Source organism: Microcystis aeruginosa NIES-4325 (genome assembly GCF_008974145.1).
In the GTDB taxonomy this organism is placed as follows: Bacteria; Cyanobacteriota; Cyanobacteriia; order Cyanobacteriales; family Microcystaceae; genus Microcystis; species Microcystis aeruginosa_G.
The window spans coordinates 1-13,050 of sequence record NZ_BJKP01000053.1; the positions used below are offsets into that span (position 1 = coordinate 1).

A 13,050-nucleotide genomic window follows, 5' to 3' on the forward strand; every position below is an offset into this window, starting at 1 on the left:
GATATCGAACATGATTTTAGTGCATTAAAGAGGGCAAGAATGTATGCTCCTGTGGGGACACCCCTTGATGAAATTATTCGTACTTATTGTGTCGCCTAGTGTCTCGTTCTTATTTGAAATAACTATAAATTTTAAAATCAAAGGTGTGGATTTAGTAGTTTTTAATCAAGGAATAATCAAATACACTCAATTAAAAACTAAAAAAGATACTCTTACTGGTAGCCAGAGTGATCGGAGTATCAATGAATTTAAAATACATCCTAACTCAGTTTTTGCCGCTGCTTTAGATATGGGCAATTCTTGGACAATTAGCAAAACCAAAGCTAAAGAGAATAATATTGAGCTATTAGCAGGGCAAGCTTTTTGGTCAATGTTGTACTTAGATTATGAAACTATCCTGAATAAGTTAAAGATGACAGTCAGGAAAATCGAAAAAGAACTTTATCAAGTTTAGCTACTTTGATGTATAATAGAGAGGTAGATAAGTTGCTAATTATTGGTTATGACTCAGGTAAATCTACAAAAAGCCGCTAATATTCTCGGTGTAACTACCGCAGAAATACTAACATGGCAAAAGAAAAAATTAATCAAAGGTCAGAAAATTAATCAAGTTGATTGGTTATTTGATATCGAGCAATTAACCAATCTTAAAAATAACCAATCCCCTGGAGAATTGATAATTTTACAAACTGTTGAGCCAACTAATTACACGGTTATCGAATTATTTGCTGGCTGTGGTGGTATGGCTTTAGGTTTAGAAAATGCGGGACTAAAAACCCAATTACTGGTGGAAATTAACCAAGATTGTGTTAATACTTTAAGACTCAATCGACCGCAATGGAATGTTATAAATCAAGACATAAAAAAGATTAAATTTTCTGATTTTAGAGACAAAATAGATATTGTAGCTGGAGGTTTTCCCTGCCAACCTTTTAGTTATGCTGGGTTAGGAAAAGGATTAGAAGATTTGAGAGGGAGCTTATTTTTTGAGTTTGCTCGTTGTTTACAGGAAGTGCAGCCTAAAATCGCTATGGCCGAAAATGTTCGAGGATTATTAAGCAATAAAAAAGGAGAAACCCTGCAATTAATGCTGGAAGCTTTACAGGAAATCGGTTATTATGCTGCTTATCAAGTTTTATCGGCTCAATTTCTCGATGTTCCTCAAAAAAGAGAAAGATTAATTATTATTGCTACCCGTCAAGATCTAAATATTAAACCCATTTTTCCCCAATATAGAAACTATACTATCTCTCTGAAAAAAGCTCTAGAGAATTGTCCAAGTTCTCCAGGAGTAGAATATAAAGAAAGAAAAAAAGAGATTATGTCCTTAGTTCCCGCAGGAGGAAATTGGCGGAATTTGCCGATGGATATTCAAAAAGAATATATGAAAAATAGTCTCAAAAATCACGGCGGACGGACAGGATATGCTAAAAGATTATCTTGGGATGAACCAGCTTTAACTATTACCTGTAGTCCGGCACAAACCCAAACAGAAAGATGCCATCCCCAAGAAACTCGTCCTTTGACCGTGAGAGAATATGCACGAGTGCAGTCCTTTCCCGATGATTGGCAATTTACCGGTAATTTAACCTCTCAATATCGACAGATTGGTAACGCGGTTCCCGTGAATATGGCCTATCATCTTGGTGGCTGTTTAATTAATATGTTGCAAGGGGATTATCTGGGGGAAACACAGCCAAAAACCGAACAGTTAAGCATTCCAGGGTTAGAAGTTAATTAATTTTGACTAAAAGTAAATAGTTTTTACCTAATCAGCAACAGCGGGAGAAAAATTAAGTAGCTAGATACAATTAATTAAACATATCTAACTACTTCTTGCATGAGTGCATGAGTTCCTATCCTCAGCCAGAAATTGATTTTGTCCGATTTTACTGTGCGGGGGGAATAACTTCTAACGGAATACTTTCAGTTTCTCCATCTTTAGATGGATTGACATCGGGACTTTTTTCTGCATCTGGAGTTTTTTCCAGCGCTTTGGTTTCCGGGGTGGGGGGATTTTCGGGGGGGACTTCTGGACTGGGGTTATTTTCCGGGATGGGGGTGAATTCCACTGGGGTTTCGCTTTCAGGAGACGGGGAAACTTCGGGGGAAGCTTCGCTATTGCGGGTAGTTTCCGCGGGAGTTGCTTCTATCTGGGGAGATTCTGGGGTAGTTGCGGGGGTAGTTGCGGGGGTGTCTTCGCTGGTTTTTTCTTCTTCCCGGGGACAGGCTGCCGATTCTAAACCGAGATGACATCGGACTTCCTCCCGTCCCAAAGACACGGCAATTCCCGAAACCGACATTAATAAAGCTAGAATGGGTAAGATATTCTTCATAAAATTAGACTTGATTCTACTCCTCGACATCACATTGTCTATTTTAGATAGGATCGAATTGATATTGAGAACCCTTTGGCCCCTCATTGCCGCGATTAGCGCGTACCAGGGGAACTTGGTTAAAAATGTTAAAATCGGTGGTGCTTCCCTGCAAGGTGATTCCTCGATTTAAAGTTTCGACTACAGTAGCACGGTCAGAACTTTTAGCGATCGCTTCTCCTAATACTTTCATGGTATCGTAGGCGGTAGCAGTACGCCAACTGACGCGACCGCGCCAACTTTTCAGCGCATCCTTGGCAAAAGGGTCCGTTGCTTGGAAACTCCAAGGTACTGCTAGAACTAATCCGTCGATGCTATCCGATCCTTGAATAAGTATATCGGGTGTATAAAGTTCATTTCCGCCTAATAAGAGCATTCCTGACGATTCTTGGGCAATAGCCACGGCTTGATCTATGCGATCGCCATCTTTACTCAAGGCCAAAAATACCACCCTAGCGCCGGCTTGTTTGGCCTGATCTATGGCGGTTTTAGCGTTAAAATTGGCTTTGGTGGTGTCTATTTCCTTAACTATCTTGCCTCCAGGTTTTTTTATCGCTTTAGCAAAGGAATCCTTTAATTTTTGACTATAGGGACTATCGGAATTATAAAAAAGAACCACTGAGGGAGAAGTCTCTTGTTTACTAGCATAATTAGCCAAAGTTTTGGCCACTGCTTCCAGATAACTACCTAAAACTTCCTGAGATTTATCCTTAAGGGGAATAGTTTTCAGGGTTGATTTTCCCGTTTGACTAACACTGGTAGTCAGGGGAGAGAGAATCGCTAATCCTTCTTTTTCGTAACTTTCAATCGCTTTTTGACTAAAAGGATCGATTCCGTGGCCCATAACTGCTAAAACTTGACCGGATTGAATCAGATCATCGGCTATCGCCTTTGATTGTAACCCACCGCCATCATTAGCGATGACTATTTCCAAAGGATTACCCGGATTAGAATTATTAAACTCCTCTTGATACTTTGCCACACCTCGGAGAATTTCCTTGGCGCTGTTGGGGTCGTTAGCGATGGGGACAACGACGGCTATAGTATTTTGATTACCTTTTTCTCTGGCTTTGGCGTTATTGTAATAGATTTTGCCCTCCGGATCGTTTGCTTGGGGAGTGGCTGCTAGTTGGTAAGATGCGATCGCATTTGCCCAATCTTCCTTTTTAAAGGCCGCTGCGCCTTTTTCTTTGTTAGGAGTGGAATTAAGCAGTATTTTCTCACCTTGGCTAAATAAATCGGGATTTTTAGCCCTATTACTCACAAAAGTTGCCTTGGGTTGCTTGTCTGGGGTTTCTTCCCCGACAACTTGGGGAGTATCGGGTTTGGGAATCAACATTTGCAATAGACTCCAACCCCCTAAACCTGCGGTTAAAGCGGTAATTATCAAAGCCAAGGGAAGTAACCAGTTAGATTTTTGACCGACTCTAGTTGTCCCCCCTGGAGAGACCACAACCGTGGTTTTAACCGTCGTTGTGACGGGATCCATCGCTTCCCTAGGCAGGCCACAGATAGGACAATCAGGAGTAGTATTTTCGCAGGGTTCATGACCTCCCGCAATCGCTTGCGGATAAGTTTTACCATCTTTAGGGATACCGTCACATTGCCAAGTAGTCATAATCAGTTATCAGTTATCAGTTATCAGTTATCAGTGGGTAAGTTAACAGTCATCAGATGTGAGTTTTTAAGTGTGCAGTATTAAATAGAAGTTTCCTACTGTCTTTTTACTGTTTACTGTTTACTGTTCACTGTTTACTGTTTGAGGACGTTGTCGTAAGCTTTGGAAATAGAGGCCACCGATAAGCAGTAAAAAGAGGATATAAGCAACAATTTGACTGATATAGAGGTTTTGACGATAACCAAACAGAGATTTAAGGAGGAGTCCGGGGAAAGTGCGATCGCTCAAAATTTGGGAACCGTCCCAAACTTGAAAACCGAGAAGACAGGAGGAGGGGAGAGAAGGACAGAAATGGCGATAAAAAGGGTCAATTTCACTTAAAAGACCGATTCCTGCGTCGATATGTTTCAAAACACCGATGAGTAATCCCGCAACGATTAAGAGTAGGAAAGTCCCCATAATTTGGAAAAAGAGACGGATATTAATTTTTACTCCCCCCGCAAATAGGAGAATTCCCAACAAAGTCGCCATACTTAATCCTGCCACTGCACCGAGGGTTTGTATCTGCCAATCTTTTTGGAATTGGGCCAGGATAAAGAGGACAGTTTCAAATCCCTCTCGCAAGACAGCGATAAAAACGAGCAGAAAAATCGCTTTTCCTGCCCCATTTTCCGATTTTAACCCCGATTTTACCGCACTTTCTACCTCAGATTTCAAAGATTTGGCCTGTTGAGTCATCCAAATTAACATCCAACTCAACATCAAAACGGCAATCAGTCCAAAAGTGGCGGCCAGTAATTCCTTAAGCATTGGTACGAACGGACTAGGAGAGGCATCCACTTGAAAAAGGATTCCCCCTAGCAAAATACCGACCAAAACACTAGCCACCACTCCCGCACCAATACCACGATACACCCATGAGTTAAGTTGTGATCGACCCGATTTTTGTAAACAAGCGAGGACAATTCCCACCACTAAAGCGGCCTCAAAACCTTCCCGGAGAGTGATAATAAAAGTGGGTAAAGCGGAACTAAGATTCATAAGCTAGTCGATAAACTCTAGCTTTGATCCTAGCTTAAGCAAAATCCCGCAGCATCTTGCGAATTTCCAGATTGTGTAATTCTTCTTGTCCGATCATACCGCGAGCGAATTCTTCTAGGTAGATACTGGCATCTTCGACGGTTTCTAGGAGTGCTTTGTACAAATCAAGGGATTTTTTCTCGTGATTGAGGCTCTCACTCAAGATTGCTTTGATATTATGTTCATAGCTTTCCTCGATGGGGGCAATTTTTAAGCTAGGATGACCTTCTAAACCAGTGAGAATTTCCCCGACTTGTTGCGCGTGGGTGAGGGACTCCGTGGCCTGAGTCTGGAAAAATTGGACGATGGGGATGCGATGGGGTCCTGTCACCATCAGGGAATAGTGGGTGTAACGGACAACTCCTGCTAGTTCAAATTCCATGATTTCGTTTAGTTGTTCGATGGTTTTGTCTCTGTCTAGTTCTCGCATAAGATTCTCAATAATTTGTATCTAATTGCAATTGTAGCTAATTGACTCCTGACTCCTGAATACTGATGGCTTAGATGTATAATTGATTTTTCTTGGGTATTGATCAGGGCGATCGAGTCAAAAGGATTTTAGCCGGGGGAATAGCAACTCAAGAGCTCATTAAAAGTTTCATTTTGCCTTAAACCATCGAAAACAAAGTTATTACGCACTAATTCGCCGCAAATATCCGGTTCTATGTCTAGAGCTTCCCGTAAACATTCGATCGCTTGTTGTTGTTGACCGAGGGCGGCATAACAGCAGGCGGCGTTATACCACGCATAGCGATCATCTCGATCGATTTTTAACGATTCTTCATAACAGGCGATCGCTTCTGGTAAACGCTGTAATTCCTGTAGGATCACACCCTGTTGATACCAGGACCAGTAATCTTGCGGTCGGATATCGAGGGCGGTACGATAATTAAATAAAGCCTCTTGGGGATTGCCCCAATCCCGGAAAGCGTCGCCGCGTCGATACCAAGCCCAATAATCCCGGGGTCGCGCCCCCAAGGCCAGATCATAGGAAGTAATAGCGCATTCGTAGTTTTTGAGCAATCGATAGGCCTCTCCTTGCCGGTAGGCGGCCCAATAGTCCCCCGGACTATGACCTAAGGCCCGTTGAAAACAAGCGATCGCTTTTTGGTAGTCCTTTAATTCCTGTAGATAAACACAACCTTGATCATACCAAGCCCAATAGTTATCCTCCTTTACCTGTGCGGCATTAGAGTAACTTGCAGCCGCTTCTTCATACATTCCCAAGTCTTCTAGTATCATACCCCTTTTGTACCATGCCCAATAATCGTCTGGATAATATTCTAAGGCTTTTTCGTAGCTGATTAAGGCTCCAAAATAGTCCATTCTTTCTCTTAAAATATTGCCTTGGTCATACCAGTCCCGATAGGTATCCGGACGACACTCGAGCGCTCGATAGACAGTGAGTAGATAGGTCATAGTTATTAATCTTTAACGGAGGCAGGAGTCAATAGTCAGGAGAATTAAGAATGAGCATTAATTAATTAAATGCTCTATTTAAACTAAGTTAGGGATAAGCTAAAACCCTAATTTTCTCGTTCGCTGTCAAACCTATTCTTTTGTGGAATGAGTAGGAAAATAGCCTTAACCAGAACTGAGGTTATTTAGGGATTTTATGCAATTTTATGTCTATTTTTCTCGTTTTTGCACTCTCAAAAATTAATTATGCAAGAACTCTACTGATTACTGTTTACCGATCACAGCAAAAAAGCTCTGGTGTTCTCTGATATAACCAAGAAACGGCGATCACAATTGATCGCCATTTCCCGTTATACTTTTAGAACAGATTCAGATCCGTTAAAGCGCCGAGACTGCTAGAGGAGACTAACTTGGCGAATTTGCCGAGAATTCCCGTTTTATAGCGTGGGGGGCGCGGTTGCCAATGGTTACGACGACGGGTTAATTCTTCCTCCGATACATTTAAACTCAAGAGACGCTGACGAGCATCAATAGTGATTTGATCCCCTTCCTCGACTAGGGCAATTGTACCACCCACCGCCGCTTCTGGAGCGACGTGACCGACCACCATGCCATAGGTTCCCCCGGAAAAACGACCATCTGTAATTAATCCCACGGAATCCCCTAAACCGGCGCCGATAATTGCCGAAGTAGGGGCCAACATTTCCCGCATACCCGGTCCGCCTACTGGTCCCTCGTAACGGACAACCACCACATCCCCGGCTTGAATTTTTCCGGCTAAAATTGCCTCTAAACAGGTTTCTTCCGACTCAAACACCCGCGCGGGTCCGGTGATGACCGGAGTTTTCACGCCGCTGATTTTGGCCACGGCTCCCTCCGTGGCCAGATTTCCTTTTAAAATGGCTAAATGACCCTCTTTATAGACAGGATTGCTAAAAGGACGGATAACATCTTGGCCTGAAGGCGGTTGGTCGGGAATATCGGCTAAAATCTCAGCGATAGTCTGACCGCTAATGGTGAGAGCATCCCCGTGTAGTAAACCATTAACCAGGAGAATTTTCATCACTTGGGGAATACCACCAGCCTTATGCAGATCCACGGTAACGTAACGACCGGAGGGTTTAAGATCGCAGATAACCGGTACACGCTGGCGGATGGTTTCAAAATCATCGATCGATAATTCTACCCCGATGGTGCGGGAAATGGCTAAAAGGTGCAGGACAGCGTTAGTGGAACCTCCCACCGCCATAATTACCGAAATGGCGTTTTCAAAGGCTTTACGGGTCAAAATTTGGCTAGGGAGAATCTGTTTTCTAACCGCCTCGACCAAAACCTTGGCCGATTCTTCGGTACTATCGGCTTTTTCCGCATCTTCGGCGGCCATGGTCGAGGAGTAGGGTAAACTCATCCCCATGGCTTCAAAAATGGAAGACATGGTATTAGCAGTAAACATTCCACCACAGGAACCTGCGCCGGGGCAAGCGTTGCGTTCAATTCCGATGAGGTCTTCTTCACTGATTTTACCGGCGCTATACTGTCCCACGGCTTCAAAGGAACTGACCACGGTTAAATCGCAATCTTTGTAGCGTCCCGGTTTAATTGTGCCACCATAGACGAAAATAGCGGGAATATTCATCCGGGCCATGGCAATCATTGCCCCTGGCATATTTTTGTCACAACCCCCGATAGCGAGGACTCCATCGAGACTTTGACCATTACAGACGGTTTCAATGGAATCGGCGATTACTTCCCTAGAAACGAGAGAATATTTCATCCCTTCTGTTCCCATGGAAATCCCGTCACTAATGGTGATAGTCCCGAAAAGTTGCGGCATTCCCCCCGCTAATCTGGTTCCTGCTTCGGCTCGCATTGCTAAATCATTAATTCCCATGTTACAGGGGGTAATGGTGCTAAATCCGTTAGCGATGCCGATGATTGGTTTGCTAAAGTCCTCATCGCCAAAACCTACCGCTCTTAACATGGCCCGATTCGGACTGCGTTGGGTACCTTGGGTAACAATGCGACTTCTGTAGTTATCTGCCATAACTTTATCTTTCTCCAATGGCGGCTGACGGGTGCGATCGCGGCTCAAGTTCTCCAATCGCACCTTTATTTCTATTTTCTGACTTTTGGCCGCTCTGAGCAGGTTTTAGGACAGTCCATCTCTAAAGAAAATATAAAACTGCGGGAGTAATCAGGGGACAGCTATCAGCCATCAGAAATCAACAGTCAGACTGTTCCCAGAAAAAGGGTTTCTCGAAGAAACCCTTTTTCTCTGTTTGGCTAGGTTAATTTATCAGTGTGAAATCAGCCGCTATCAGGGTAGGAACAGTCAACAAATTGGCAAATTCAGCACCACTTCCTAAGCCAGCAGCACTACCATTTTGATTGTAGTAGATACTGCCACTGCTGTTACTGTAAACGATAAATGCGCTGCTAGTGGCGACTAAATCATCGTCAGCGACGCTGGCAAATTCAGCCGCTTGACTGAAGCCATTGCCAATGACACTTTGTAAGGCAGTAAAGATGGCTTTACTTAATACTATTTTATCGCTGCCGGGGGTGAAATCGCTGATGGCATCGATGCCTAAATTACTACTATTGAAGATAAAATTATCGCTACCATTACCACCAGTGAGTAAATCATCACCAAAACCACCAATTAAGCTATCGTTTCCGTCTTGACCGGTTAATTGATCGTTGCCACCACCACCAGTTAGAGTATTATTAAGGCTATTCCCGGTTAGTCGGTCATTACCGCTATCGCTAATAATATTTTCGATGGTGTTATTTGCCGAAAAAGTCAATCTTAGATTATTGGTGACGACGGTTTGGACAGCAGTAGTCCCCAAGTTAACTCTTACTGCGGTATTTGTCCCAGTAAAGTCGAGGGTATCGATACCGCCGGTGGTAGTTTCTTGGATGGTATCGCTTCCTGATTGGGTTGAAGCATTGAAACAGTAAATATCGTTACCATTAGCACCAGCGAGGATATTGTTACCGCTATTTCCGGTGATTTTATTGTCACCAGCGTTACCCGTACCATTAATATTATTACTGCCAATTAGTCTGAGGTTTTCCACATTATTGGGTAAGGTTCGAGTAATTGCGCTTTGTAGGGTGTCAGTAATAATTACTTGTCCAATTGCTTCGTCGGGATTGATGGTAGCATTAACCGGATTTGATAGGGTTACTGTAAAAGCTTCATCAGGTTCATTGAGGTTATCATTGAGGATGGGAATGCTAATAGTAGCAGTGGAAGTATTAGGTGCAATGGTGAGGGTTCCTGTCTGGCTAGTGTAATCTACATTGGCGGTAGCGTTAATGGCTGTAGTGGTATAGTTGACGCTAATTGGTTGAGAATTGGGGTTATTGACAGTAACAGTGAGGATGGCATTACTATTTTGACCTTCCACCACGGTGATGTCGTTGATGGAGAGTTGGGAAAAGTCGTCATTATTAATTGTTCCCGTCACTGCGGTAGTTGTCCCAACTGTATAACCTGTCCCAGAAGCAAGAGTTAAAATAACAGTTTCATTACTTTCGACTGTTGTGTCAGCAGTGGGGTCAACGGTTACAGTCGCAGTGGATGAACCAGCAGCAAAGGTGACACTGGTGGGAATAGAAGTGTAATCGGTTCCATTAGTAGCTGTTCCCCCAACTGTATAGTTAGCGGTTAAGGCGCTGGTAGTAGAACCGGTACGAGTAAAGGTATAGACTAAGTTAGTTGTCCCATCTTCTGTCACACTACTGGGAGCAACAGCAAGAGTAATACTGGGGAAATCATCATTGGTAATTGTTCCCGTCACTGCGGTGGTCGTACCTACTGTATAACCTGTCCCAGAAGCAAGAGTTAAAATAACAGTTTCATTACTTTCGACTGTTGTGTCAGCAGTGGGGTCAACGGTTACAGTCGCAGTGGATGAACCAGCAGCAAAGGTGACACTGGTGGGAATAGAAGTGTAATCGGTTCCATTAGTAGCTGTTCCCCCAACTGTATATAGCGTTTCTGATTCACACGAGGTACATTCCCGATCCTGAACAGCTTAATCAGCAAAGGTTTAAGTGTGCTGCACAGATGCGAGAACCGCTATAGTTAGCGGTTAAGGCGCTGGTAGTAGAACCGGTACGAGTAAAGGTATAGACTAAGTTAGTTGTCCCATCTTCTGTCACACTACTGGGAGCAACCGCAAGCGTAATACTGGGAAGAGTCGGACTAGAAACATAGCTAAAATAACTAGCAGTTAGACTTAATGCTGTTTGATTGTTGATATAAGCAATCAGTTCATCTGCTTCGCTGCCTGGTTTGTTGATGTAGAGATTAGTAGTGGAACCAGAAACTGTTAAGAGATAGTCACTACTTGAACCCCGTAGCTGAATTGTGTCATCAGTGGGGTTAAAGTCATAGATTATCGCGTAGTCGCTAGTACCTCCAGTAGTTGAAAAACCGTCATCATAGAAGACCCTTGTCGTATCTCCAAGGATAAAGAGATCGTTTTCTGTTCCCCCTCTTAGCGCATCCGATTCTCCTATACCGCTATTTGTTCCTTGTAGGGTGTCATTCCCATTACCCCCTCTCAGATCATCATAACCAGCACCCCCATTGAGGACATCATTCCCATCATCTCCATAAATTTCGTCATTACCAGCATTACCTGAAATAGTATCATTGCCCCTTCCACCAGAGAGTCTATCTCCTTCTATCCCGCCAAAGATAACATCATTATACTCAGTTCCCTTAAATGGAGAAGTCTGGCCAAAACTCTCAATCGAAGTAAAGGTATCAGTTTCCGTGCCGACAGTAATCGTCCCACTCGCGGTAGCGGTGTCGTAGGTCATGGTTAAACCACTACTAGCATAGCTGTAGTCAGCCTCATATATATCACTACCAGCACCACCATTGATCGTGTCATTACCTGCATCATTGGTAAATTTATCATTCCCTAAATCACCATTGAGGACATCATTCCCATTACCACCAAAAAGGCTATCCTTCCCATCCCCACCATTGAGGACATCATTCCCGTCCTCTCCATAAATTTGGTCATCACCAGCATTACCTGAAATAGTATCGTTACCACTTCCACCTTTGAGTTGACCATAACCAAAACCATTAAATAACTGTTCACTTTCCGTACCGCCAAAAATGACATCATTATACTCAGTTCCCTTAAACCCACCAAAACTCTCAATCGAAGTAAAGGTATCAGTTTCTGTACCGACAGTAATCGTCCCACTCCCGGTAGTGGTATTGTAGGTCATGGTTAAACCACTACTAGCACTACTGTAGTCAGCCTTATAGTGATCAATCTCACTACCACCATTTATCGTGTCATTACCGCCATCATTGGTAAAGTAATCATTTCCTGCATCACCATTGAGGAGATCATTCCCACTACCACCAAAAAGCCGATCATTATCAGCACCACCATTGAGGACATCATTTCCATCCTCTCCATAAATGTCGTCATAACCAGCATTACCTGAAATAGTATCGTTACCACTTCCACCTTTGAGTCCAGCATAATAATAATAAGATTCACTTTCTGTCCCGCCAAAAATGACATCATTATACTCAGTTCCCTTAAACCCTTCAAAACTCTCAATCGAAGTAAAGGTATCAGTTTCCGTACCGACAGTAATCGTCCCACTCCCGGTAGCGGTATTGTAGGTCATGGTTAAACCACTACTAGCACTACTGTAGTCAACCTCATAGCGATCAGTCCCACTACCACCATTTATCGTGTCATTACCTGCATCGTTGGTAAAGTAATCACTTCCATCCCCACCGTTAAGAGAGTCATTACCATTACCACCAGAAAGATTGTCGTTTCCCCCCAAACCACTTAAAGTATCATTGCCATCTAACCCAGAAATATTATCATCCCCAGATGTACCCGTAATACTATCATTCCCATTAGTCCCCGTAAAATCCGCCTGTTCTACTTGAATAATTTCCCCATTTACTATAATTGTTGTCTGGTCATTCTCTGCTCGTAAAGCGTCTAAGGTTGCCACATCCAGACTATTTCCCTGCACCAACTCTGCAAAAATTGCCCCCTCATCTCCCGCGCTATCCACTGGATTAATTTGAGCATCCACATAATGCCCAATTTCTTCTAAAATTACATTAATTATCGCTGCTGACGATGCCGTATTTAAAAAAGATGCTGATAGATAAATCTTATTCTTACTACTGGCATAAGCACCATTCGCCGTCCCCAAAACCTCATCACTAAGTACCTCAATTGAGGGAAGTTGACTAAAATTTCGGCTTTGCCACTGCTGTTGTAGTTCTGTCGCCTTAACCACATCATAACTTGTGCCAAAAGCAGTTTCTAAATTCGCCCAAAAACCATCAGATTGAGCGAAATAGAACAAAACATCGTCAACAGCAGGAAGAATCGGCAAAAGAGAGGAAGTCATGACATTATAGTTATTTCAAATAAGAACGAGACACTAGGCGACACAATAAGTACGAATAATTTCATCAAGGGGTGTCCCCACAGGAGCATACATTCTTGCCCTCTTTAATGCACTAAAATCATGTTCGATATC

General features: G+C 43.2%; 8 protein-coding genes and 4 pseudogenes. 3 read left to right on the forward strand and 9 right to left on the reverse strand.

Annotated features, from left to right (window positions below):
- The 3 genes and pseudogenes from MiAbW_RS17935 to MiAbW_RS17945 form a co-directional block, all read left to right on the forward strand.
- Positions 1–99: pseudogene (locus MiAbW_RS17935) on the forward strand (IS630 family transposase); the annotation flags it as partial.
- Positions 56–454: pseudogene (locus tag MiAbW_RS17940) on the forward strand (hypothetical protein); the annotation flags it as partial. The pseudogenes MiAbW_RS17935 and MiAbW_RS17940, both read left to right, overlap by 44 nt.
- A 48-nt stretch (positions 455–502) precedes the next feature.
- Entirely contained in the window at positions 503–1,741 is a 1,239-nt protein-coding gene (locus MiAbW_RS17945) for a DNA cytosine methyltransferase (protein ID WP_151697209.1), read from the forward strand.
- Between the two features lie 148 nt (positions 1,742–1,889).
- On the opposite strand, the gene MiAbW_RS17950 is transcribed toward MiAbW_RS17945, so the two are convergent.
- The 9 genes and pseudogenes from MiAbW_RS17950 to MiAbW_RS17990 all read right to left on the reverse strand — a co-directional run.
- Positions 1,890–2,336, reverse strand: coding sequence for a hypothetical protein (locus tag MiAbW_RS17950; protein WP_151697210.1), 447 nt, complete (start codon positions 2,334–2,336; stop codon positions 1,890–1,892).
- A 43-nt stretch (positions 2,337–2,379) separates the two neighbouring features.
- Positions 2,380–3,993 (reverse strand): ABC transporter substrate-binding protein, encoded by a 1,614-nt coding sequence (locus MiAbW_RS17955; RefSeq protein ID WP_151697211.1) that lies wholly within the window; start codon positions 3,991–3,993, stop codon positions 2,380–2,382.
- 120 nt (positions 3,994–4,113) lie between these two features.
- On the reverse strand, positions 4,114–5,034 hold the full coding sequence (locus tag MiAbW_RS17960; RefSeq protein ID WP_151697212.1) for an FTR1 family iron permease: 921 nt from the start codon (positions 5,032–5,034) through the stop codon (positions 4,114–4,116).
- A 34-nt stretch (positions 5,035–5,068) separates the two neighbouring features.
- Entirely contained in the window at positions 5,069–5,503 is a 435-nt protein-coding gene (locus tag MiAbW_RS17965) for a ferritin-like domain-containing protein (protein ID WP_002731529.1), read from the reverse strand.
- 128 nt (positions 5,504–5,631) lie between these two features.
- Positions 5,632–6,492 carry a tetratricopeptide repeat protein gene (locus tag MiAbW_RS17970; RefSeq protein WP_151697213.1) on the reverse strand — a complete coding sequence of 287 codons (861 nt, stop codon included), beginning with the start codon at positions 6,490–6,492 and terminating at the stop codon, positions 5,632–5,634.
- 358 nt (positions 6,493–6,850) lie between these two features.
- Positions 6,851–8,536 (reverse strand): dihydroxy-acid dehydratase, encoded by a 1,686-nt coding sequence (gene ilvD, locus MiAbW_RS17975; protein WP_151697214.1) that lies wholly within the window; start codon positions 8,534–8,536, stop codon positions 6,851–6,853.
- 244 nt (positions 8,537–8,780) lie between these two features.
- Positions 8,781–10,493, reverse strand: a pseudogene (locus MiAbW_RS20795) (Calx-beta domain-containing protein); the annotation flags it as partial.
- 49 nt (positions 10,494–10,542) lie between these two features.
- Positions 10,543–12,918 carry a calcium-binding protein gene (locus MiAbW_RS20800; RefSeq protein ID WP_202981366.1) on the reverse strand — a complete coding sequence of 792 codons (2,376 nt, stop codon included), beginning with the start codon at positions 12,916–12,918 and terminating at the stop codon, positions 10,543–10,545.
- A gap of 33 nt (positions 12,919–12,951) precedes the next feature.
- Positions 12,952–13,050: pseudogene (locus MiAbW_RS17990) on the reverse strand (IS630 family transposase); the annotation flags it as partial.

What these genes read in the sequence shown, in the direction of transcription:
- MiAbW_RS17945 (WP_151697209.1), top strand. Translation starts at nt 503, where the DNA reads ATGACTCAGGTAAATCTACAAAAAGCCGCTAATATTCTCGGTGTAACT.
- MiAbW_RS17950 (WP_151697210.1), bottom strand. Translation starts at nt 2,336, where the DNA reads ATGAAGAATATCTTACCCATTCTAGCTTTATTAATGTCGGTTTCGGGA.
- MiAbW_RS17955 (WP_151697211.1), bottom strand. Translation starts at nt 3,993, where the DNA reads ATGACTACTTGGCAATGTGACGGTATCCCTAAAGATGGTAAAACTTAT.
- MiAbW_RS17960 (WP_151697212.1), bottom strand. Translation starts at nt 5,034, where the DNA reads ATGAATCTTAGTTCCGCTTTACCCACTTTTATTATCACTCTCCGGGAA.
- MiAbW_RS17965 (WP_002731529.1), bottom strand. Translation starts at nt 5,503, where the DNA reads ATGCGAGAACTAGACAGAGACAAAACCATCGAACAACTAAACGAAATC.
- MiAbW_RS17970 (WP_151697213.1), bottom strand. Translation starts at nt 6,492, where the DNA reads ATGACCTATCTACTCACTGTCTATCGAGCGCTCGAGTGTCGTCCGGAT.
- ilvD (WP_151697214.1), bottom strand. Translation starts at nt 8,536, where the DNA reads ATGGCAGATAACTACAGAAGTCGCATTGTTACCCAAGGTACCCAACGC.
- MiAbW_RS20800 (WP_202981366.1), bottom strand. Translation starts at nt 12,918, where the DNA reads ATGACTTCCTCTCTTTTGCCGATTCTTCCTGCTGTTGACGATGTTTTG.